Consider the following 21,624-nt stretch of genomic DNA (forward strand, 5'->3'; position numbering starts at 1 on the left):
TCGGGGGGAGTTCAGCAGATTACATTTCAAATTACTTTGTCGCAAACCACCCCTCTTTTGTCAGGTTGGCACCTCATTGGATTAGGATTATCCTGCTAAATTTGTAATATTAATTCTTCTATCACTTAGCTCTTTGACTATGGAAAGCACAGCAGAAAAAACCATTATCACAGTAGAAACCACCATTCATGCGCCAGTAGAGAAAACATGGCAGTTCTGGACCGAACCTCAACACATCACCCAATGGAATAATGCGTCTGACGACTGGCATACCCCCAAGGCAGAAAATGATCTGCGCGAGGGCGGCAGTTTCACTTCCCGCATGGAAACCAAAGACGGCAGTATGGGGTTTGATTTTGCCGGTACCTACACCACCGTGAAAGAGCACGAGCGCATAGAGTATACCATGGAGGACGGAAGAAAAGTGCGGATAATGTTCGCTTCCAACGGCAACGTAACCCATGTGACGGAAACCTTTGATGCTGATAACAGCCACCCGGCAGAGATGCAGCGGGCGGGTTGGCAGGCCATCCTCGATAATTTCAAAAAATACGTGGAAGCCTCAGGCAAATCGAAAACCCTGCACTACGAAATAACCATCCAGGCTCCTGCCGAAAAAGTTTACCGCACCATGCTGGATAAAAAGCATTATCGCGAATGGGCCGCAGAATTCAACCCCACATCGCATTACGAAGGCTCCTGGGACAAAGGCGCTAAAATCCTGTTCCTGGGATCAGACAAAGACGGGAATACCGGAGGGATGGTGAGCAGGATAAAGGAGAATATCCCCAGCAAATTTGTGAGCATCGAACACCTGGGAATCGTGCAGCACGGTGCCGAAATCACCAGCGGACCAGAAGTAGAAGGCTGGGCAGGCGCTTTGGAGAACTATACCTTTTCTGAGACAGAGAGCGGAACCCTGCTTTCCGTTAACACCGACACGAACCAGGAGTTTGAGGCCTATTTTTCAGAAACCTGGCCCAAAGCCCTGCAGAAACTCAAGGCTATCTGTGAAGCAGAAGCATAAATCCCTCAAAATAAAGTTTTAACCTTCAAAGCAAAACGATGGCATCAGTAAGCACCTACCTCAATTTCACAAACCAGACCGAAGCAGCCTTTAACTTCTACAAATCCGTGTTCGGCACCGACTTTATCGGAAACATTGCCCGCTTCGGCGACATCCCTCCCTCTGTCGGTATGCCGTCTATACCGGAAGCCGACAAAAACCTGGTAATGAACGTCGCCCTTCCGATCCTGGGCGGGCACATCCTGATGGGCACGGACGCGCCTGAGTCGATGGGTTTCCGGTTAAGGAATGGCAACAATGTGTACATAACCCTGCACCCAGACTCCCGCCAGGAAACCGACCGCTTGTTCGAAGCCCTTTCGGAAGGCGGCAAAGTGGAACAGGAACTGCAGGACATGTTCTGGGGCGACTATTATGGCAGTTGCCAGGACAAATTTGGTGTGCAATGGATGTTTAACTGCGATCAAAAATAACCGGTTATGACACACGAACTATATCCCTGCCTTTGGTTTGACGGCACCGCAAAAGAAGCGGCCGAGCTATATCTGGCAGCTTTCAAAAATTCTAAAATTACATCCGATACCCCTTTGGTAGTGACCCTTGAGCTGGGCGGGCAAAAATTCATGGGGCTGAACGGAGGCCCTATGTTTACTCCCAATCCTTCCATTTCTTTTTATGTAGTCTGCGAAACGGCAAGCGAGATGGAACAGGCCTGGGCCAGCTTATCCGAAGGTGGAAAGGTGCTGATGCCTTTAGATAAATACCCCTGGAGCGAGCAGTACGGCTGGGTGCAGGACAAATTCGGGGTGAGTTGGCAACTGGCCCTGGATAAGCTGGAAAATGTGGGGCAGAAATTCACGCCATCCCTAATGTTTACTGGCCAGCAGGCAGGCAAAGCCGAAGAGGCCATCCAATTTTATACCTCCCTGTTTGACAATTCTTCTATCGTGGGCATCCTGAGATATAATACCCAGGACCAGGACGTGGAAGGCACCGTGAAGCATGCGCAGTTCAAGCTGGGGCAACAGGTGTTCATGGCCATGGACAGTTCCTATCCGCATGACTTTGGCTTCAATGAGGGCATTTCCCTGGTCATTCTCTGCGACACACAGGCAGAGATTGACTACTATTGGGATAAACTAACCGAAGGGGGCCTGGAAGTGCAATGCGGCTGGCTCAAAGACAGGTATGGCGTGTCGTGGCAGGTGGTTCCTGCCGTGCTGGAACAACTGATGCGCGAGCCGGAAAAAGCCTCCCGCACCACGCAGGCCTTTATGAAAATGAAAAAGCTTGATATCCAGCAACTGGTGGATGCCTGAGGCAGCGGCCAAAGCCTGCCCCTCCTTCGGCCCTTGTTTTACTTTCAAAGCTGGCTATTGACCAGGTATAGCAAAGAGCCGCCCAGGTTTGTGCGGCTCTTTGCTTTTAACGCTTAGGGAGCCCCGGTAGCCCTTTGTGGCTCATAAAAACAATGTCGTAGCGACGGTCACAAAAGAGACCCCCAAGCTTCTGGATAGGAGCAGGTGTTTTCACCCAGCTCGATGTTTCCGTATTAAAACTCCCCAATTGCTGCAGTTCCAAGTCTTGTTCATCCGTTAACAGTTCAATTCCAATTGCCGTAGCCATACCAACCGCGCAATTTTCCGGTTCTTGTTGTTTCCTTGATTCCAGGGCCTGCCGGTGATGGCAAGCACTTCAGCGGCCTCTGGGACTTTCCGCCGAGCGATCATAAAAGATGCATTTGCCGGTCGCTTTATTGTGGCGTTCAACACCCGATTCGCCACCGGTTCTTTCCATTTATCCAGCGACCACAGCCTCTCCGGATCAGCTTCAGGTTTTGCCAGTACACTGGCCCATTGCAGTCCCTGATGGCGATTCACGCTTTTCTTAAAATTGGTTTTATATGCTGGGTAGTTCTTCGCACTGTTCGGTAGACAAAGCTTTTCTGGTTTCCATAGTCTTAAATGTGTGATATTGGCTTGTTCAAAACCCTTCGCCTATATTGCCAAAATTGACATAATATGCTATTTAATTAACAATTTTAGGCGCATGCGATGGAGAGACAGCGTCGGAAGAATATCATACAATAGACTGTTAGCCATATGCTAAACATTTCGTTTGGAAACATCGGGTTTTATAATTAAACTGGCAGTATATATCACTCAGGTAATCAAAGAAAGCCTTCTCCTATATAAACCTCAAAAAACGGACCCCATGACACTTACCCCCTCCCGCCGCGACGTCCTGAAAAGCCTTGCCTTAGGCAGTGCCGCCGCTCTGTTTTCACCACATGCGCTACTGGCGGCCACACGCCAGCAAAAAGACCGCCTCGGCGTGGCGCTGGTGGGCCTGGGCTATTACAGCACCGATTTGCTGGCACCCGCCCTGCAGCAGACGAAGAATTGCTACCTCGCCGGTATTGTGACGGGTACGCCCTCCAAGGCCGAGGAGTGGAAAAAGAAGTACAACATCCCCGACAAGAACATATATAACTACCAGACTTTCGACCAGATTGCCAATAACCCGGATATAGATGTGGTGTACGTGGTGCTGCCCCCGTCCATGCACCGCGAGTACACGGTGCGGGCGGCCAATGCCGGCAAGCATGTGTGGTGCGAGAAACCGATGGCCATGACGGAGCAGGAGTGCCGGGAGATGATTGCTGCCTGCAGCAAGAACAAGAAAAAGCTGGCGATTGGTTACCGCCTGCAGCACGAGCCCAACACGCAGGAGTACATGCGCATCGTGAACCAGAAGCTGCTGGGCAAGGTGAAGCAGGCAAGCTGCGGCGCCGGCTACCGCGAGAACCGCACAAACCACTGGAAACAAACAAAGGAACTGGGCGGGGGCGCGCTCTACGACATGGGCGTATATGCCATACAAGGTGCGCGGCTGGGTACAGGCCTGGAACCCATCGCCATTGCATCGGCGAAAATTTCCACTACGCGCCCGGAGATATACACCAACATTGACGAGACAACGGTGGCGAAGCTCGAGTTTCCGGGTGGGGTGGTCGCCGACATCAAGACTAGTTTTGGTGAGAACATCAACTACCTGAACATCGCCTGCGAGAAAGGGGAAATCAAGATGGAGCCGTTCCAGGCCTATGCCGGTGTGAAAGGAACTAGTCCGCTCGGAGAAATCAACCACCCTTACGAGGTGCCGTGGCAGCAGGCAAAGCAAATGGACGACAATGCCATGGCTATCATGCAGAACAAGCCGATGCTGGTGCCAGGCGAGGAAGGCCTCCGCGACATCCGGATTGTGGAAGCGATCTATAAAGCCGCAGAGTCGGGCCAGCGCGTGAAGGTATAGGGTCAGGTGATTTCCTATACACAAGAAGCAAGCGCTCTTTTTGCACATTCCATATATGCAGGCCCCTCTGCAGCTTCTCCATGCTGCAAAGGGGCCTGCTTTCGGAAAGCCGCAGGGAGTTTACTGATTAATTTATCTAAAGAGGATAAAGGGCCCTGTCGGAATGCACCTGCCTCCTGGGCAGACATTCTCCATTGCCTTCTTTCTGAGTATATACCTTAGTCCGAAAGGCTAGGTATATACTCAGAAATTAATTGAAAGCAGCCAACCCCCTGCGGAAGGTCCGGTCCTTTTATGATCATCCATTTATTGTTACCTTAGCTCTACTGCCACTTACGCCATCTCCCACATGAACAAAAGACGTACTTTTCTTAAAAACGCCACAGCACTTGCGGTAGCCGGAATGCTCCCTGCCACCAACGCCCGGGCCGCCGCAGGCGCGCCGAAGCAAAAGGAAATCGGCATCCAGACCTATTCGATCCGTCGCCAGTTGAAGCAGGACATGGTGGGTTCGCTGAAAGCCCTGAAGGACATTGGCTTCTCGCATGTGGAGCTATATGGCTATGAGCAGCAGGGCAAGAAAGGTGCTGTCTTGGGCTATTCGTTAAAGGAGTATCAAAAGATGTTGGATGACATTGGCCTCAAGCCTACCAGTTCGCACCTGGAACCTCCGCTGAAAAGCTTTTACAAATTCGGTGACGGCGGAGGAACCGGCAAAGGAGAGCGCAGCATACAGGTTGAAACATATACCCGCGAAAACACCAATGCTATTCTTGAGTTCTGGAAACGGGCCATTGCTGACCATCATGAGTTGGGAGTTCCTGTGATGGTGCAGCCCGCCATGCCCCTCGTCAACACGCTGGATGATGCAAAGCTGGTCTGTGACATCTTCAACCAGACAGGGGAACTGGCCAGAGAGGCAAACATGCGCTGGGGCTACCATAATCATAGCGCGGAGTTTAAGCGGATTGGCGTGAAGCGGGGCGAGGATTGGTCGCCGGAGATGGAAATTACCGGGGACAGCTACCCCAGCGAGATTTTCTATGATTTTCTTTTGACGAACACGGATCCTGACCTGGTGTTTTTTGAGATGGACGTGTATTGGGCGGTAATGGGACAGTGCGACCCGGTTACCTATTTCAGGCGGTACCCCGGGCGCTTTCCCCTCCTGCACATCAAAGACCGGGACGTGCTGGGCTCGACAGGGTTCATGAATTTCGAGAACATCTTTACCGCCGGTTACGCTTCCGGAGGCCTGGAAAGGTATTATGTGGAGCTGGAATACCCCAACCCTGCCACCAGTGCGTCTCCTTCACAAATGGAATCAGTCAGGAAGTCCTATGCGTATGTGGCCAAATCCGAATTTGTGAAATAGGGCGCGGGTGGTTTCCATTGCGATATAGCGCTATGCAATTCTATATCAGTAACCTTACCATGAACATGCTCTGTCTATAAAAGCATTTCGCATTGGGATGTATGGCGCCCTTATGTATGTATCACCTAAAGCCTTGTGCCCTTTTATTTAACTGCCGCTATACCAAAAGTAATGCAGTTTAAAGCGTCTCCCTTCGGGGGCAAGAACGTTTCTTGCTGGGCCATGCCGGTTTGTGGCGCATATATGGCGCGGGCTTCCCCGCCCGTGTCTGCAAAGGCCCTATTGTCCACATGCACTGCCCAGGCTGCATTTATATATGGCCTGGGCAGTGCCTAAGCTGCGGATTAAAATGGATGAACTTCCGGAATGGCAGCGTGAGTGATACAGGCAGCGAACACCTTACTACAGACTCAAGGCCTCCTCCTCTGCGTCTGCAGCCCGAAGTAAAATGCTGGACGGCAGCGCCAGCAGCGGCACGGACGGATAGGCTGTTATCTTCCCGGTTATGCTTTTGCCGAGCAGCCGCTCAAAGAAGGTGTGCTTTTGCGGAATCAATACCAACAGGTCGGCCCGCTGCTCCTTTATATACTCCTGGATACCAGCTGCCACATCCTCCCGCAGGTCGAAAGATACGTTGTAGCTCACATCCCGGAAGTTTCTGCTTAGCGCCTCCAGGGCTCCCTGTGCCTCGAACTCTTCAAACTGCTTCTCAGTGCGGTACAGGTGCAGCACCTGTAACTTCGGTTGAAACGGCTCCATAAAGTCCCGGAGAAGATGCAGGTCGGTGCGGGCATTGACATGGTGCAGATCTGCAGCAAACAGCACAGACCCGAACCCTTTGTATATAGCCCCCTTCGGCACCGCCAGGACAGGAACATTGCTTTCCTGCATGACGGAGATCGTGGTGCTGCCGAGCAGCGCCTGGCTTAGCGCCTCCCCTTCCTGCATCCCCATCACCACCAAGTCAGCTTTATACAGCCGGATGGCCCGCATGATCTGCTCAAAGGCGCCTCCCATCCTGGTGACACAGGAAATTTTAATGCCATTGAAGTCTGGAATGGTTCTGTCGGTGCCAGTACCGGTGATAGTACTTGACTGGGAGGCATATGCCTGCGCAGCAAGCTGCCTGGCGTCTTCAGCGAAGCTCTCCAGTTCCTTCGCCTTGCCCTCCTCCAGCGCCATCACCACGTCTGCGGCATCATAAGCCGCCGGGGGAGACACAATGGGGAAAAATGCGTGAAAGGCGATCACATCCATACCTGCCACCCTGGCAATCTCCAGGGCGTAGGTCAGGATGTTCAGCGAATTATCGGAGTAGTCGATTGGCACTAATATGGTTTTCATGGCGGCTCAGTCTGATATATGGGAGCACTTGCCAGAGCATGCATACGCAGGCTCTGAAGTACAGTATAAATTTACCCCAAAAGACCTGGAAAAGAGATGGGCTATGTCATTAGCAAAGATGATTCTCATCAGTTTAAGCCCTCCTCCCTGAATTGCAGCAGCTGTAAGGCCACAAGGTGCTGCCTTCCCACACAGGCGGCAGGAACACCAGAAGCCCCCAACCGACACGCCCATACAGAATGGCGCATGTCAGTGAGTTCAGGCTGTGCCATATATAACCGGCTGGTTCTTTGAAAACGGGAGGAAGAATATAGGCTAAGCCTTTGTGCTTTTATATATACCGCCCATGCGCCACGCTATTAGGACTTACGCAAAAGTTACAAGCAGTGAAAGAAAGTCCCTCTTTGAAGGGGGTAGGGGGATGAGAGGCGGCTGGAAGTGCCCAAGCTGCACTGGCTTGACAATAAATAGCTTCAAATACAGCCCTTATACAATTGTCCATAGGTGTTGTCATCCCCCCCGCCCCCTTCAAAGGGGGACAAAGATTGTCTTGCGTAAGTACTATCTATACAGGTATGCAGACAAAATCAATTCAAGCCACGCACCCTCTACCACCCTTAGGATGACATGATAGTTTATACTAAACCTGTACCAGTACTTACATCATCTATGGGGTAGCGCACTTGCGGGGCCTTAAAAGATTTCCTCCACCCATACCTTCCGGGCAACCCCCACCCCCATAAGGTTTCCCTCGCCGCCGCCCCTTAGCAGGACGGCCACGTTCTGCCCCTGCTGCAGCTCGCTCAGGCTGATGGTTTGCCCGTCCGTATCCACAATCTGGGTGGTCGGCAGCACCAGCACGTAGGCCCTGTTGTAGCGGGAGTACTGCGAAGGGAAACCGTCCACCTCCAGCATGACCTGCCCCTGGTCGTAGTGCCTCCTGATGATGCTTCCCCGTATATCCACCCGCTGGGGTGCCAGGCTTCCGTTTTCTGTAGTTGCCGTGCCGCTGCCTGTCGTGGCGGCGCCGGTCTGGCAACCGCTCATCCATGCGCTGGCGGCCAGCAGGCAAAGGGCCATCAGACATTTTCTTATATCATTCATCTTCATATGCTTATGCTATACATTCCTTCTTTTTATAACGGTGTTAGGCGCAGAGGGGATATATAAATGCGCAGGCGGGTAGTCTGCCTCTATGGATTGCCTCCGGCTGTAACGGCTATGCCGACGCTTCACCTCGTATACACATATAAGCTTAACTTGCCTCATGAAGCTCTCAGCAACAGAACGGCTGCCTGTACAGGACCTGCTCAACCAGAAGGCATTGACGGTGATGCCCCTCGAAACCTACGCGAGTGAGCTGTCGGAGGTGCCGCACTGCCACGACGCCTATATGGTTATGTATGTGCAGGAGACCAGGGGCGGCGACCACCTGATTGATTTTCTGCGCTATCCCCTGCAGGCCGACCGGGTGTTCCTGCTCCGGCCGGGACAGGCGCACCAGCGGGAGTCGCGCCAGGAAAAGGGCGTGCTCATATCCTTCTCGGAGAGATTCCTGCAGTCGACGGGCATTCGGGCGCACGACGCCTTCGTTATCTTCAGCTCGGTATACCAGCACCCCTACCTCGACCTGAACTACAAGCTGAAAACTGTTTTTGAGGAACTGGTGAGCCTGATGGTAAAGGAACTGCAGGAGCCCGCGCCGGATGAGGCCATTTTGTCGCGGTACCTGTACATTCTGCTGCAGTACCTGCTGCGGGAGTGCCACGTACAAATCGGGAAAATCACACCCGCACGGCACAGCGAGCGCCTCTTCCGCCTCAGCGGCCTGGTGGAGGACCATTACCGGGAGCACCGCAGCATCAGCTTTTACGCCGACGCCCTTGGCATCACGCCCAAGCACCTGAACAGCCTCTGCCGGCAGTACCTGCACACCACCGTGGCCGATATGCAGCACGAGCGGCTTGTGGTGGAGAGCAAGCGCCTGCTTTTCTTCAGCAGCCTGTCTGTAAAAGAGATTGCCTTCCAGTTGGGCTTTGAGGATGCGTCTTATTTTGTCCGCTTCTTCAAGCGAATGACGGGGAGCACGCCGTCGCAGCTGCGCCAGGGAGGTTCCGAAAGTACCGTCCTTGCCGCTGAAAGTCCAGTCGGGTGAGCGCGGCGCTGCCGTAGCTTTGCAGAAATGATTTCGATATGCAGGCTAACAGCAATCTGAAGGCGATAGCACTGGGCTCCGCAGCCTGTGTCTTTTTCAGCTCCACCTATATCCTCAACAGTTTTCTCTCGTCGAGGGGAGGGCACTGGGCCTGGACGACCGGACTGCGCACCACGTTCCTGGTGCTGCTGCTCCTGGCTGTGCTGGCGGCGAAGGGGCAGCTTGGGCAGCTGTTGCGGGTGATGCGGCAGAACCTGCGGGTATGGCTTGTGTGGGGTGGCGTGGCTTTCGGCCTGTCATACATCTTCCTGACCTGTGCGGCCTCCTTCGGCCCCGGGTGGCTGGTGGCAGGCGTGTTCCAATTCACGATAGTGGCCGGCATCCTCCTCTCGCCTTTTCTGTACAAAGACCACCGCGCGAAAGTACCGCTGCGGGCCCTGCTGCTCTCCCTGCTGATAATGGCGGGCATTGCGTGTATGCAGTGGAGCCAGCGGAACGGCAGCTACACCCCGCACCAGCTGTGGTGGTGCATCGGGCTGGTGATGCTGGCGGCGTTTGCCTGGCCCCTCGCTAACCGGAAATTGCTGCTGCACGTGGAAGAGGAAGGCCATTCCCTCAGCGCCATGCAGCGCGTGGCCGGCACGGCTTTGGGCAGCCTCCCGGTACAACTCATGCTGCTGCTGTATGGTTATTTTCAGGTTGGCCTGCCGGGGCAGGGGCAGCTCCTGACGGTGTTTCTTATCTCTTTGAGCTCCGGTGTGGTGGGCTGTATCCTGTTCTTCAAGGCCATGCACCTGGCCCGTTCCAGCGCTGCCTCGCTGGCGGCGGTGGAGGCCACGCAATCTATTGAGATACTGGTCACGGTAATCGGGGAGGTACTGCTCTTGGGTGTCTCCTGGCCCAACTGGCTTGGCAACCTCGGTATGCTGCTTATCATCTGCGGGCTGGTGCTGTACACGGTGCCGTCGCGGCAAAAGGCGCTGCAGGTTACGTAAAGCTTATATAGCTGAACCCAGGCTACTTTAAATAAACGGTTTTCCCCGAAGCCGCTGACGCTTTGGCAGCCTCCAGAATTTCCACGGCCGTAACGTTGAGGGGCAGGCCATACAGGTCGTTCTTTTCAAGCGCCAACTGGCCGCTCACCACCGAAGCTAGGAAAGAAAACGGGTCGGTGTAAGGCGCAGGGCGCGGCTCCAGCATTATTGCCTTTTCCGGTGCCTTTTCTTCCAGCCGCTGGCGCACCGTTGTCGCGTCCACTGCAACGGCGTAACCGTCAGTCCCATATACTTCCATGTCCTTGCGGGAGAAGGGCCAGTTCCAGGAGGCCTGGATGACGCACTGGGCTTTGGGGTACTGCAGGACGATGGTGGCCTCGTCGTCCACTTGCTTATATATGGCGGGCTTGTTCTGGTGGGCTACCGCCGTGACGGAAACAGGTCTTACGCCCTCCATCAGCCAGGTCATCAGGTTGGCCCCATAGCATCCGAAATCCATCAGGGCTCCGGCCCCGTTTTTCATAGGGTCGGTCAGAATCTCCAGGAACTCATCGCTCACCCCAATTTCCTTCGGCCCCTGGTGCCCGTCGTTCACCATCACCTTCCGGACCTCCCCCAGCTTCCCCTCGTCCAGCAGCTTTTTCACGTGCTGGTTGCTGGCGTACCACGACGTCTCAAAGTTAGTCAGCACATGGATGTTGTTTTTCTGGGCGAGCGCCTGTATTTCTTTCGCATCAGCCAGGGTGGTGGCAAGCGGCTTCTCCACCATCACATGGATTTTCCGGGGCGCGCAGGCCCTGACCACCGCAACATGGTCGCTGATGGCGCCGAAGGCAGAGACGGCCTCGGGCTTTGCCTGGTCCAGCATCTTGCCAAGGTCATCGAAGAACAGCTTCTGGTCGAGTTTGTAGCGTTTGACATACCGGGCGGCTAGTTCCTGGTTGGGCTCATATATCCCTACCAGTACGATGTCCTTTTTGCCGGGCCTGTTGAATATCCAGTCTACGTGGCCGTGGCTCAGGCCCGCCACCGCCACCCTTACCGGCGACTGGGCAAAGGCGGGCGTAAGAAATAACATGCCGAGAAGGCTGAAAAGGAGATAATGCATGTGCTGTCGTTTCGGGTTATACCATTAAAGCAAGGTACGCAGAGGCGCTTATACGCTGCTTCTCTCCACAAGGTATAAGATTTGCATGTATGTTAGTATCGAGGCAGCACCAGTTTATATATAAAATGCGTCAGAATGGAAGCAACCAGCAGGAAACCCGGTAACACTATATACATAGCTGACGCACAGAGAGCCTGTTGCCGGAGAAGCGCGCTGTTTGGGCTTATAGGACGCAAACGAAATGCAACTTGCCATAAGTGATTCGGCGGGAAAGATAGATACCCCGTAGTTTGCGATGCTACCGGAAGGGTTTCTGCCCCTGCTTTTGAAAGATGGGAACGAGCCGCTGGAACGGGCGTTATATATACCTGCTCCATTTGCGCAATTGTTAAGTACCCGGGGCTTCTCAGTCCACGGAAAGGAGCCAGGCCTCCGCCTCGGCGTCTTCGTTAAACATCCTGACTTCGAACTCGTTGTCTATCTGCCGGACCAGGTTCTCGATGGTGATCATGGCAAAGATGCTGGAGGGCACCACCTGCGCCAGGTACCGCAGTCCGGCGGCCCGCATCTGGGGAGCCCACTCCTGCTCGGCCCACTCCAGGGCCATGTCCCAGGAGCCGACCACGTTTTTGTTGCTGTTGAGCAGCCTAGTGTAGGGCTTCTCCTTCATCATCTCCAGCAGTTTTGTGCCGCCTTCCTTCACCGTCTCCACCGACTGCACCCCGAACCACTGCGCATATATAAACGCGTTGCCTTCCATTCTCCTGGCAGTGAAAAACACATCGCCATATACCTTTTTTAACGTTACCTGCTCTTCCATTTTTCCGGCTATCCTAAAGCCTTTACGTGAAGCAGCACCATAAAGCTACTCCCTATATAGAGAAACGTGATTAAATAGTATTTGGCTGTGATTATATAGAAAATAAGTTTCATGCAAATGGTTTGGAGCTAGTAGCGGCTGTCTCTGAGAAAGGTATGGGAGTACGTAGTTTATTTCACAAGTAACGGTGCGAGCTACAAGCCTTATCCTATTCCATAACTTTTCACAAACGAAGATTATAGTCATCAATTCTCGGTTTTAATGACAATGCAGGGTCATTTCTGGGATATTTTGATTGCTAGTGGTCGATTATCAACTTCTTTTTCTGAAAGCCTTTTAAACGCAGTTGATTTAAGGTCCTTTTCAGAAAAGATATGGAACAGGATAAGGCTCCAGCGTGGGTGCTATATAATCAATTTTATATGTTGCAAATTCTAAATGTTTTAGTAAATTTAATTAAATGCTAAAATAAACATTATGACCGCTACAATTTCGGATTTATATCAAGAGGAAGTCAGACTAAGACTAAATAATAGTACAATATACTTGAAACTTGTTGAAAATTGCCAAACTGGCAGGGACAATGGATGTCAAGGCTTGCTTAATCTTGTCCATGAAGCGGTACATTATTGTTACCACCGCAGTAAACTTGTACTAAAGTATATGGGTGAGTTTACTTTACATGATGGAGAACATCTGTTTAGGGTACTTCGACTGATGGGGGCATTACTCCCAGACGAAACCTTAAATAAACTTTCTAATCCTGAGCTAGCATTATTAATCTTAACCGCATTTTTTCATGATATAGGTATGTCTCCGTCTGAACAGGATGTTAGAAGTTGGCTTAAGATATGGAATAATGAGCTTCCAACAGCACAAGAACTAGAGGAGCACGAGAAGTATGTACGGTTTAGAAATGGAAAGCTTATACAAGTAAATGATATAAATTATCTAAAGTCACAAGGGAAACATGCACAAGCTGAACTAGTAGAAAAATACTTAATAAGTGAGTATATAAGAATCACCCACGCCAACCGTGTTATAGAAATTTTGGAGAAAGAATGGCTATATAAAATTAGATACAAAGATATTGATCTAACTACTGAACTGGCCTTGTTATGCAAAAGTCATAACGAAGATGCAATCAAATTACTTGATATAGATCATTCCATTGTTGCTGGTCAAGAAACCTTTATTTGTCTTCCTTTTATTGGAGTATTACTACGACTTGCTGATATCTTGGATTTTGATGGTAATAGAACTCCTAAAGTTCTGTTTGCACATCTCGGTGTAAAAGATCCCGTTTCACTTATAGAATGGGCTAAACATAGATCAGTTGAAGCATGGACAATTTCTGGTGAAAAGATAGCATATAATGCTACTTGTAATCACCCTGCCATTGAAGCTTCAATAAGGAAATTCTGCGATTATATTGATTATGAATTATCAGCCTGTACAGGTGTTTTAAACAACCTTCATGATTCAGTGCGAAATCCTTTCCCCAGTTATTATCGCATACCCTTACCGAGCAATGTAGAACGTTCAAAAATCAACGCGAAAAAAGATATTGCTGGTAATCCAATTTATTTGTATCGCGATACAAAATTCACGCTTAATAAGGAGCAAATAATTGACATATTAATGGGTACTAAACTCTATGGGCAGCCTAGTGTTGCTCTAAGGGAATTGATCCAAAATTCAGTAGATGCATGCAAGCTTCGCCAAAAGATGGAAGAAAGCTGGGACAATACTGGTTATATTCCGAAGATTTCAATTAAGTTTTATAAGGAGGGTAATAATACTTTTTTAGAAGTAGATGATAATGGAGTAGGTATGGACCAAGATATTATAGATAAGTTTTACTCAAAGGTTGGTACCTCATATTATACATCAAGTGACTTTTTGGACCTAAAATCCAGTCTTAAGTCCTCTTTCATTCCTACTTCTCGATTTGGTATTGGTATATTATCTTGCTTTATGATTACGGACAGTATTGAAGTAGAGACCAAGAGACTTTACGAAGCTCATAGTTCAGGTGTACCATTATCAGTTACAGTTGTAGGCCAAGAAAGCATTTTCTATATTAAAAACGGTTCAAGAAGGCATCCCGGAACTTCTACAAAGTTGCAACTAAGACAAAATAACCCTTGGGCACATTCACCATCTGGACAGATCTTAAACTTTATTATTCAAACAGTTCCGTTCCCACCATTTGATTTACATATAACTTGCTTTGACAAAAGTTACGTTCACACTGTTCAGTCTCCTAAAGAAATCAAGTTTGATAGCCACCAAGATATGAATTGGTTGCAGAATGATGAAAAAATTAGAGATTTTAGATTAGAATTTGATGGAGAGGAAGGAATAACTGGTGCATGTATTGTTGCAATTCTTGAAGAGAATGAAATGCCAGTCGCAAGTCTGAGCTCCACATCCAAAGAAATTAAAGTTGAGGATGAGCAGTTCCTACTCAAAACTCATTGGAATGTAGAGGTCAATCGTATTTCAAAGAAAGTTCAGACTATTGAATGGGATTCTGCACAAGGAAAAACGGCAGTAAAAGAACTACCAGTTTATTATCGAGAATCTAGATCAAAGTTATCCCTTCATGGGATAGAGATACCAATGTCTATCTTTTCTCATTGGATGGGACAAATTTATCTTCATGCAAAAGTTCATTGGCCAATTAGCGTATTGATAAATATAAATATTGGGGGAAACCGCGACATCAACCTCAATTCAGCTAGAACAGAAATATTAATTGATGAAAAATGGGTCGGCTTTGAGGAAAAGCTTATAGAACTAATTTTGATCGGTATAAGAAAATCTGTGGATCAAAACTATTGGAGGAAGCTAAAAGTGGAATTAAATAATAACCAATTCAAAGCCAATCATCAGAAATTTTTAAATATCATGAATAGGATTTAGTGTTCTAATAGCTATAGTTTCACCCCCCTATTGTTCAGACTTTCCACACCAGCGCGATCTTATAGCTTATGTTATTTCATTATATCCTCAAAGTTTCTCCTCTTGTAAGAATAATGTTACGAGCTAAAAGCTCGCATCAGCAACGGCATATATAAAATATGTTATGCTGGAGAGAAAGAGCTGTTTTATATATTACCCAGTACTAAAAGCCACCCAATTCCGGCCTTTTGTAAAAGAGTTATGGAACAGCATAAGGCTGGGAGCTAGTGCCAGCAGGATTATTATATTACAATAGCCTTACCCCATATCTACTTTCGGAGGCATAAGGCTTGCCAGATCATTTATGGTTACCTCCAGGTTGGCTTGCGCCTGCAAACGAAGCGAAAGTCCGTCCGGCTTCGGAACAAGGTCCTGCACCGTCACTGCGGCTACGGCACCATTCAGTTTTAGCCCTTTCAGTTCAAGGCCCTGCGCCAGTTGGCTGTTCACTTTTTGCAGTTCTGCCGCGATGATGGCTTTCAGGTCAACCCTGGCCTTTTGGATGATCTGGCTGTAGGCCACTTTGTTCACCAGCACCTCCAGCGCCGTGTTGTAAAACCCACTGGAGGTAGCAGACTCCACCGAAAACTGCTGCACATAGAGTTGCTGGGAGGCATTGTCGTAGGCCAGGGCAACCGAGGCGTAGAGCTCAACCTTATCCCGTTTTAGCACCGTACGCAGAATGCTCAGCTGCACCCGCAGCAGCACGTTATATATGCCTCCGCTGCTCCCGGTTATCCCTACATCCAGCACGCGGGCATACGGGTTTTCCGGAGCACCCCCTTCTGATTTTGGGATATATTCACCTACCAACTGCTGCTGCAGCACCCCCTCCAAGGCTGCATAAGTTACTGTGAAAGGAATATCCAATTGTACAGAGTTTTCCATAGGGTCAAGTTTAGGAAGCAGTTCGCAGGCAACAGCCTTTTCATCCAACGAATAAGGCAGGTGGCCGTCGGTGCTCCTGCTGTGCCTTCTGGTTAAAGCTGCTTAAAGATAAGCAATAGTATATATAACCAAGCAGAACAGCCGTCGCCTTTCGGCAACAGCCGTTTTATATATAAGATATATGGCTGCAAATGACACCTGATTCCGCGGTTGGAGTAGTACGAGGTGTCGCCTGAACTGCCACTGACTGATTTCACTGGTTCTGCAATAAGAGCGAAAGTCCGGCAGCCTGCAAAGCCGAGGTTTCCGCAGCGCTATGTCCCGGCGCTCCGCTAATTGTTGTGCGCTAAGGCTTCTTTGCCTTTCCCGGCGCCATTTCATTGTCGCCCAGCTCCTGGCCGAAATCAGGCATGCCCTCCGCAGTCCATTTCAGTACCCTGGCACGGGTGTGGCGGTTGGGGTCGTACAGCGGCTCGCCGTCGATGGCCTTATAGTCGCGGGCATGGTAGAGCATGATGTCGGTCTTGCCATCCTCAGCCACGGTAAAGCTGTTGTGCCCCGGGCCGAAGCGTTTGAGTTTTTCGTTGGAGTAAAAGACGGGCTCGGGCAGCTTGTGCCAGGAGGCAGGGTCGAGCAGGTCGGCATCCGCATCGGCCCAAAGCAAACCCAAAGCGTAGTTGGCGTCGGTGGCGCTGGCCGAGAAGGTGACAAACACTTTCCCGTTGCGGACAAGCACTGCCGGCGCCTCGTTCACATAATGCCCCTGTCTTTCCCACGCATGTTCGGGTACCGAAATCACTACCTGTCTGTCGGCGAGGGTGGTCGGACTGGTCATTTCGGCGATATATAGGCCCGTGTTCACCTCCTTGTCGGATGCACGGTCTACCCATATCATGTAGCGCTGCCCCTTGTGCTCGAACGTGGTGGCATCGAGGGTGAATTCATTCCTATCGCTCACGATCTCCCCTTCCTCTGTCCATTCGCCCTTGGTGGGGTCTTCTGAAGGGTTCGAAAGTGCGTATTTGCGTATCGCCCATTTATCCCCGGCCGATCCGGCTGCAAAGTAGATATACCATTTCCCGTCTATCCTGTGCAGTTCAGGCGCCCAGATGTGGTTGGCCATAGGCCCCTGCTTGTGCTTGCGCCATACCACCACCGGTTGCGCGTCTTTGATGCCATTGATGGTTTTGGACTTGCGGATCTCGATGCGGTCATATTCGGGCACCGTGGCGATAAAACAGTAGGTGCCGTCCTCCGCTTTCCACACATGCGGGTCCGCCCTTTGCAAGGCAATCGGGTTATCGAACTTGTGTTTTTTCAGCTTCTGCGCGTTGGCTGTCATTCCGCTAAAAATAAGCGTCAGCACAAGAAGGAGTTTTAAGATTCTTATAGCGTTCATGTCATTCATACTGGTGGTAAGTAAAAAAGCCTGCTGGGTTCTCGGCCTGATAAAATAAGTGTAAAAAACACTCTTATACAAAAAAACTGCGGGGCAAGGCGAAACCAGGATAGCGGAGGCAGTAGCAGAGCGGTTTAGCCTGTATAGGCTTAGGGGCACAAAGCGCATGGGGCATGCCCACAGACAGGGACAGGATGAGACAGCAAGGCTACTGTATATATAACCAAACAGAACAGCCCTTGCCAAAAGGCAACGGCTGTTCTGTTGATTCATCTAAAATCCGGCTGGCTTAAAAATCGCTGCGGAGCCGGTGCTTTGCACGCCAGTTGTCGTCGTAGTCGTCGCGGTCGCGGCTGAACCAGTCGCCGCCAGGTACGCCATAGCTGCCTTCGTGGTCGTTGTCTCTGCGGTAGCGGTGGGAGCTGCCGTAGTCGTTCCGGGAGGAAGGATAGCTGTCCTGCCGGCCCCTGTCGCTGCCGTAATCATCCATGTTATAGGTACTGTACCCACCGGAGTTGCCATATCCCTCGCGGCTGCTGCTGTACTGACGGCCTCTGTCCCAGTCGTTGCTGTGCCTCTCGCGGTCTTCCCCATACACATTTCGGTTGCTGCTGAACCTGTCGCGGTCGCGGCTGAAATAATCAGAGTAATCCCGATCCCGGTCGCGGTCATTCCACTGGCTCGCGGCGTAATTTCCGTAGCCACGGCTTTCGCGCCTGCGATGCTCCTGGGTAGCGCCCGTGCTGCCCTCGTGGAAGGTGTGCGGTATGTGGTCGTTGCCCTGGAAGCCTCTCTCGCGGAGGTACTCCTGCTCAAACTGATCTGTCAGGTTTCTGGCAGCATGATAATGCTCGTCGTTCCTGCCGTAGCCCTCGTAGGGCCCGTAGAAGTCGCGGTTGTCCCAATTTCTCTCTCGTCTGTCCATAGTTCTGATTTAGGTTTGGTTACAGTTTCACTTCCTTTATAAACGATTTTGAATTTTTCCGGTTTAGTTATGCCTGCATAGGAGGTGCTGCGAGCCCATATAGCCTGTTTTTTGGCAAATAGTTCCTCGTGCCTGCCCTGCTCCACGATGCAGCCCTGCATCAGGTCTTTCAGGCTCGCCTGTATCAGGCTTTCGCACTCGGTGTGCAAGTTGGAGGTGGCTTTTCTATATAGGCTGCTATGTGTTTACGGTATTTAACCCTGTAAATTATTTCCTTTGCCATATAAAATTGATTTAAAATAATCTTTATATAATTCAAACGTATATATTGTATCATTAGGCAGCCAATGTCGCAAATGTAAACTTTGCCTGCATTGCGTAGAGGACCTGAGTCATGAGCATGGCCTTCTTTTACAGACGTCTGATATAGTTAGCTTCCCCATAAACCTTTACCCTAGCTCCCCGGCATTTCTAATACCCAAATGCCCTCCTGCCCCTGTGCCATATCTTCGTATGGCCTTCCCGTGAGCCTTCATGAACATCAACAATTTATATTCACAATTTAAGATCATGAAAAATTTGATACGAATCGCTTGGTTTATTGCCCCGGCACTGCTTGTCATTACCTCCTGCGAACCGGTTGAGGAGGTTACCCCAGCAGGTCCTGATATGTCCACAGAAAATACGCTGAACGCTTCATCACGTCCTATTATATATAAAGTCAAAGAACAGATTGATTTTAGTGAGCAAGAGGCTTACTTTTTCACCGGATGTAACGATGACCTCTTGAAGATTACAGATGGGATCTTGCGCATTAACTATACCATAACAGAACATAAGGATAAAGTCACATTTCAATACCACTCTAATACCTCTAACTTCAGGTTGCTGGACGAAACTATGGGTATGGCATATGTAGGCAGTTGGGTAGATAATTACAAAGAAAGCTTCAATCTCTATAATTTTTACCCCTACACGGTGAAGGAAACAATTAACCTCGTGTTCACAACCCCTGGAAAAGGAAACAACATCAAGATAAAGGCTGACCTTCGCATCAGGATTGATGCAAACGGAAACATCAAAACCTATATAGATAACTATAGAATTGACTGCCAAAAGTAGAAAGTTGGGAAACAGGAAGGTTGCTTTTCCTGAGCATGAACATGCTAAAAGATACAGGTATCGTTATCCGTTCACTACATAATTAGCTTTTAAATCAAGCAACGCACCCTTCATAGAAGGAAAGTCAATATATAAGCCCAACCAAGACGATTTAACTGCTGCCTTTATGATATGGTACCAAAAAGCTTTAAAAATCAGCAACTCTAAACAGGTTCAACATTTGATGCAGATGGGGAAGTAACTATAAAGTTCGAAATTTATAGGGCCGAATGTCAGCAATAAAATAAAAATTTATAGATCAGCCTGACGCATCTTATGCCCATAGGGCTTCAGATACGGCGATATATGCCAGCAGCAACTACAACTATCTTATATCCTCGCCTGGTAGGTATATAACTGGTAATACCTCCCCTGTTTTTCCAGCAGTTCCTCGTGCCTGCCCTGCTCCACGATGCGGCCCTGCTCTATCACCAGTATCTGGTCAGCCTGGCGGATGGTGCTGAGGCGGTGGGCGATCACGAAGGTGGTGCGGCCCTGCATCAGGGTTTTGAGGCTGGCCTGTATCAGGCTCTCGCTCTCGGTGTCGAGGTTGGAGGTAGCCTCGTCCAGTATCAGGATGCGCGGATCGGCCAGGATGGCCCGGGCAATGGCGATGCGCTGCCGCTGCCCCCCCGACAGCTTCACGCCCCGCTCCCCTATCAGCGTGTCCAGCCCCTCCGGGAAGCGGTTCGTGAACTCCTGCACGTGGGCGGCCTGCACGGCCTGCATCAGTTTTTCTTCGGTGGCGTTCGGGCGCGGGAAAAGGATGTTGTTCCGGATGGTGCCCTCAAACAGGAAATCGTCCTGCAGCACCACGCCCAGCTGGCTCCGGTAGCTTTGCAGGCTGATGGTTTGCAGGTCGTGCCCGTCAACCGTAATCATGCCGCTGTCGGGGTTAAGGAAGGAGGCGGCCAGCCCGGCTATCGTGGACTTTCCGGAGCCGGAGGTGCCGACCAGGGCCGTCACAGAACCGGCGGGTGCTTTAAAGCTGATTTCCTTCACCACCTCTTTCCCGGCCTCGTAGGCAAAAGACACCCTGTCGAAAACCACATCACCCTCTATATGCTCCAGCTTCCGGGTGCGGTGGCCGCTGGCATCTTCCAGTGGCATGTTCAGGATTTCCTGGGTGCGGTCGAGCCCGGCAAAGGCCTCGGTAAACTGGCTGCCGATGTTGCTCATCTGCACAATCGGCGCTATCATAAAACCCAGGTAAAGCGTGAAAGCCAGGAAATCCCCGAAGGTGAGGTCGCCCCCCATGATCAGGTAACCGCCGATGCCCATGATACCCGCCGACGCGAGGCCCAGCAGCAAAGTAGCCGCACTCGTCACGAAGCTGGTGGTGACCAGGCTTTCCTTCACATTCTGAAATAGCCGCGTGACGCCTGCCTCAAATGTACTGATCTCCTGCGCCTCCGCATTGAACCCCTTTATCACCCGCACCCCGCCCAGCGTCTCCGTCAGCCTGCCCGTCACCTCGGCGTTGATGACGCCGCGCTCCCGGAAGATGGGCCGTATCTTCCCAAAGGCCTTCAGCGAGATGACCCCGAAAATAGCCACAGGCAGCAGGACAAACAGCGTCATTAGTGGGCTGATGACAATGAGCAGCACCAGGCAGATAAGCGAAGTCAGTACGCCGCCGATCATCTGGGCAAAGCCGGTCCCGACCAGGTTCCGCACGCCTTCCACGTCCGTCATAATCCGGGACACCAGCTCGCCCGTCTTGGTATTGTCGAAGAAGCGGATGGGCAGCTGGATGATATGGCGCTGCACCTTGGCCCGCAGCTGCGAGATGAGGTGCTGCGCCTCCACACTCAGAATCTGGGTCAGGGCATAGGACGTGACCGACTGGATGACGATGGCGGCCGCCACGGCCATGATCAGCCATTTCAGCATGGTCATATCCCCGTTTGGGATCACATCGTCGATCAGGTACTTGCTGGCGCCCGGCAACACCAGCCCGGCCAGGCGGCTGATGATGATCAGCACCAGCCCGATAGCGAGGTACTTCCTGCGGGGCCACACAATGGTTTTGAAAACCTGGCCTACGGTTACGTTCTTTAGTTTTTTAGATTCCGGCATATATATAGGCGATACACTGGTTGCGTGCTGGCAGCCATTTTAAACCTATCCGAAAGGAACAGGAAG

Annotated in this window: 19 protein-coding genes; 9 read left to right on the forward strand and 10 right to left on the reverse strand. The window is 50.8% G+C overall.

Features of this window, described 5'->3' with window-relative positions; all coding sequences use genetic code 11:
• Positions 1 to 139: 139 nt before the first annotated feature.
• From GSQ62_RS21030 to GSQ62_RS04310, 3 genes are read left to right on the forward strand one after another with little or no spacing between them, the layout of a single operon-like run.
• A complete protein-coding gene (locus GSQ62_RS21030; protein ID WP_161888364.1) occupies positions 140 to 1,027 on the forward strand; it encodes an SRPBCC family protein in 888 nt (295 codons plus the stop codon).
• 38 nt (positions 1,028 to 1,065) lie between these two features.
• Positions 1,066 to 1,500, forward strand: a complete 435-nt coding sequence (locus GSQ62_RS04305) for a VOC family protein (RefSeq protein ID WP_161888365.1) — start codon at positions 1,066 to 1,068, stop codon at positions 1,498 to 1,500.
• A 6-nt stretch (positions 1,501 to 1,506) separates the two neighbouring features.
• Positions 1,507 to 2,346, forward strand: coding sequence for a VOC family protein (locus tag GSQ62_RS04310; RefSeq protein ID WP_161888366.1), 840 nt, complete (start codon positions 1,507 to 1,509; stop codon positions 2,344 to 2,346).
• A 106-nt stretch (positions 2,347 to 2,452) separates the two neighbouring features.
• Here GSQ62_RS04310 and GSQ62_RS04315 read toward each other — a convergent pair whose 3' ends face one another.
• Positions 2,453 to 2,698, reverse strand: a complete 246-nt coding sequence (locus GSQ62_RS04315; protein ID WP_449422010.1) for a DUF4256 domain-containing protein — start codon at positions 2,696 to 2,698, stop codon at positions 2,453 to 2,455.
• Positions 2,623 to 2,907: a hypothetical protein gene (locus GSQ62_RS21225; protein ID WP_449421683.1), complete on the reverse strand. Its 285-nt coding sequence runs from the start codon at positions 2,905 to 2,907 to the stop codon at positions 2,623 to 2,625. The genes GSQ62_RS04315 and GSQ62_RS21225 overlap by 76 nt, the downstream gene beginning before the upstream one ends.
• Positions 2,908 to 3,241: 334 nt before the next feature.
• On the opposite strand from GSQ62_RS21225, the gene GSQ62_RS04320 reads away from it, so the two are divergent.
• Entirely contained in the window at positions 3,242 to 4,342 is a 1,101-nt protein-coding gene (locus tag GSQ62_RS04320) for a Gfo/Idh/MocA family protein (protein WP_161888367.1), read from the forward strand.
• Positions 4,343 to 4,691: 349 nt separating this feature from the next.
• Positions 4,692 to 5,717 carry a sugar phosphate isomerase/epimerase family protein gene (locus GSQ62_RS04325; RefSeq protein ID WP_161888368.1) on the forward strand — a complete coding sequence of 342 codons (1,026 nt, stop codon included), beginning with the start codon at positions 4,692 to 4,694 and terminating at the stop codon, positions 5,715 to 5,717.
• A gap of 402 nt (positions 5,718 to 6,119) precedes the next feature.
• Here the strand turns inward: GSQ62_RS04325 and GSQ62_RS04330 are convergent, their stop codons facing one another.
• Both GSQ62_RS04330 and GSQ62_RS04335 read right to left on the reverse strand, forming a co-directional pair.
• Entirely contained in the window at positions 6,120 to 7,061 is a 942-nt protein-coding gene (locus GSQ62_RS04330; RefSeq protein ID WP_161888369.1) for a universal stress protein, read from the reverse strand.
• A gap of 693 nt (positions 7,062 to 7,754) precedes the next feature.
• Positions 7,755 to 8,165 carry a hypothetical protein gene (locus GSQ62_RS04335; RefSeq protein ID WP_161888370.1) on the reverse strand — a complete coding sequence of 137 codons (411 nt, stop codon included), beginning with the start codon at positions 8,163 to 8,165 and terminating at the stop codon, positions 7,755 to 7,757.
• 163 nt (positions 8,166 to 8,328) lie between these two features.
• On the opposite strand from GSQ62_RS04335, the gene GSQ62_RS04340 reads away from it, so the two are divergent.
• Together GSQ62_RS04340 and GSQ62_RS04345 are read left to right on the forward strand one after the other, a co-directional pair.
• A complete protein-coding gene (locus GSQ62_RS04340; RefSeq protein WP_161888371.1) occupies positions 8,329 to 9,216 on the forward strand; it encodes an AraC family transcriptional regulator in 888 nt (295 codons plus the stop codon).
• A gap of 38 nt (positions 9,217 to 9,254) precedes the next feature.
• A complete protein-coding gene (locus GSQ62_RS04345) occupies positions 9,255 to 10,211 on the forward strand; it encodes a multidrug resistance efflux transporter family protein (protein ID WP_161888372.1) in 957 nt (318 codons plus the stop codon).
• Between the two features lie 22 nt (positions 10,212 to 10,233).
• Here GSQ62_RS04345 and GSQ62_RS04350 read toward each other — a convergent pair whose 3' ends face one another.
• A complete protein-coding gene (locus GSQ62_RS04350) occupies positions 10,234 to 11,319 on the reverse strand; it encodes a Gfo/Idh/MocA family protein (protein WP_161888373.1) in 1,086 nt (361 codons plus the stop codon).
• Positions 11,320 to 11,725: 406 nt separating this feature from the next.
• Entirely contained in the window at positions 11,726 to 12,139 is a 414-nt protein-coding gene (locus GSQ62_RS04355; RefSeq protein ID WP_161888374.1) for a hypothetical protein, read from the reverse strand.
• Between the two features lie 477 nt (positions 12,140 to 12,616).
• Here GSQ62_RS04355 and GSQ62_RS04360 point away from each other — a divergent pair, with 477 nt between their 5' ends.
• Positions 12,617 to 15,067 carry an HD domain-containing protein gene (locus tag GSQ62_RS04360; protein WP_161888375.1) on the forward strand — a complete coding sequence of 817 codons (2,451 nt, stop codon included), beginning with the start codon at positions 12,617 to 12,619 and terminating at the stop codon, positions 15,065 to 15,067.
• A 297-nt stretch (positions 15,068 to 15,364) separates the two neighbouring features.
• On the opposite strand, the gene GSQ62_RS04365 is transcribed toward GSQ62_RS04360, so the two are convergent.
• From GSQ62_RS04365 to GSQ62_RS04375, 3 genes are all read right to left on the reverse strand, one after another.
• Complete coding sequence (locus tag GSQ62_RS04365; RefSeq protein WP_262886645.1) at positions 15,365 to 16,042, reverse strand: DUF4403 family protein; 678 nt, start codon at positions 16,040 to 16,042, stop codon at positions 15,365 to 15,367.
• A gap of 298 nt (positions 16,043 to 16,340) precedes the next feature.
• Positions 16,341 to 17,336, reverse strand: a complete 996-nt coding sequence (locus tag GSQ62_RS04370; protein ID WP_237586977.1) for a glycoside hydrolase family 43 protein — start codon at positions 17,334 to 17,336, stop codon at positions 16,341 to 16,343.
• A 346-nt stretch (positions 17,337 to 17,682) separates the two neighbouring features.
• Entirely contained in the window at positions 17,683 to 18,318 is a 636-nt protein-coding gene (locus tag GSQ62_RS04375; protein ID WP_161888378.1) for a hypothetical protein, read from the reverse strand.
• 570 nt (positions 18,319 to 18,888) lie between these two features.
• On the opposite strand from GSQ62_RS04375, the gene GSQ62_RS04380 reads away from it, so the two are divergent.
• Positions 18,889 to 19,440 carry a hypothetical protein gene (locus GSQ62_RS04380; protein WP_161888379.1) on the forward strand — a complete coding sequence of 184 codons (552 nt, stop codon included), beginning with the start codon at positions 18,889 to 18,891 and terminating at the stop codon, positions 19,438 to 19,440.
• Between the two features lie 369 nt (positions 19,441 to 19,809).
• Here GSQ62_RS04380 and GSQ62_RS04385 read toward each other — a convergent pair whose 3' ends face one another.
• Complete coding sequence (locus GSQ62_RS04385; protein ID WP_161888380.1) at positions 19,810 to 21,558, reverse strand: ABC transporter ATP-binding protein; 1,749 nt, start codon at positions 21,556 to 21,558, stop codon at positions 19,810 to 19,812.
• Positions 21,559 to 21,624: the final 66 nt, after the last annotated feature.

The sequence above is a fragment of the Pontibacter russatus genome, assembly GCF_009931655.1.
Lineage (GTDB): Bacteria > Bacteroidota > Bacteroidia > Cytophagales > Hymenobacteraceae > Pontibacter > Pontibacter russatus.

What these genes read in the sequence shown, in the direction of transcription:
- GSQ62_RS04355 (WP_161888374.1), bottom strand. Translation starts at nt 12,139, where the DNA reads ATGGAAGAGCAGGTAACGTTAAAAAAGGTATATGGCGATGTGTTTTTC.
- GSQ62_RS04310 (WP_161888366.1), top strand. Translation starts at nt 1,507, where the DNA reads ATGACACACGAACTATATCCCTGCCTTTGGTTTGACGGCACCGCAAAA.
- GSQ62_RS04305 (WP_161888365.1), top strand. Translation starts at nt 1,066, where the DNA reads ATGGCATCAGTAAGCACCTACCTCAATTTCACAAACCAGACCGAAGCA.
- GSQ62_RS04335 (WP_161888370.1), bottom strand. Translation starts at nt 8,165, where the DNA reads ATGAATGATATAAGAAAATGTCTGATGGCCCTTTGCCTGCTGGCCGCC.
- GSQ62_RS04350 (WP_161888373.1), bottom strand. Translation starts at nt 11,319, where the DNA reads ATGCATTATCTCCTTTTCAGCCTTCTCGGCATGTTATTTCTTACGCCC.
- GSQ62_RS04385 (WP_161888380.1), bottom strand. Translation starts at nt 21,558, where the DNA reads ATGCCGGAATCTAAAAAACTAAAGAACGTAACCGTAGGCCAGGTTTTC.
- GSQ62_RS04370 (WP_237586977.1), bottom strand. Translation starts at nt 17,336, where the DNA reads ATGACAGCCAACGCGCAGAAGCTGAAAAAACACAAGTTCGATAACCCG.
- GSQ62_RS04345 (WP_161888372.1), top strand. Translation starts at nt 9,255, where the DNA reads ATGCAGGCTAACAGCAATCTGAAGGCGATAGCACTGGGCTCCGCAGCC.
- GSQ62_RS04330 (WP_161888369.1), bottom strand. Translation starts at nt 7,061, where the DNA reads ATGAAAACCATATTAGTGCCAATCGACTACTCCGATAATTCGCTGAAC.
- GSQ62_RS21030 (WP_161888364.1), top strand. Translation starts at nt 140, where the DNA reads ATGGAAAGCACAGCAGAAAAAACCATTATCACAGTAGAAACCACCATT.
- GSQ62_RS04320 (WP_161888367.1), top strand. Translation starts at nt 3,242, where the DNA reads ATGACACTTACCCCCTCCCGCCGCGACGTCCTGAAAAGCCTTGCCTTA.
- GSQ62_RS04375 (WP_161888378.1), bottom strand. Translation starts at nt 18,318, where the DNA reads ATGGACAGACGAGAGAGAAATTGGGACAACCGCGACTTCTACGGGCCC.
- GSQ62_RS04325 (WP_161888368.1), top strand. Translation starts at nt 4,692, where the DNA reads ATGAACAAAAGACGTACTTTTCTTAAAAACGCCACAGCACTTGCGGTA.
- GSQ62_RS04380 (WP_161888379.1), top strand. Translation starts at nt 18,889, where the DNA reads ATGAAAAATTTGATACGAATCGCTTGGTTTATTGCCCCGGCACTGCTT.
- GSQ62_RS04360 (WP_161888375.1), top strand. Translation starts at nt 12,617, where the DNA reads ATGACCGCTACAATTTCGGATTTATATCAAGAGGAAGTCAGACTAAGA.
- GSQ62_RS04340 (WP_161888371.1), top strand. Translation starts at nt 8,329, where the DNA reads ATGAAGCTCTCAGCAACAGAACGGCTGCCTGTACAGGACCTGCTCAAC.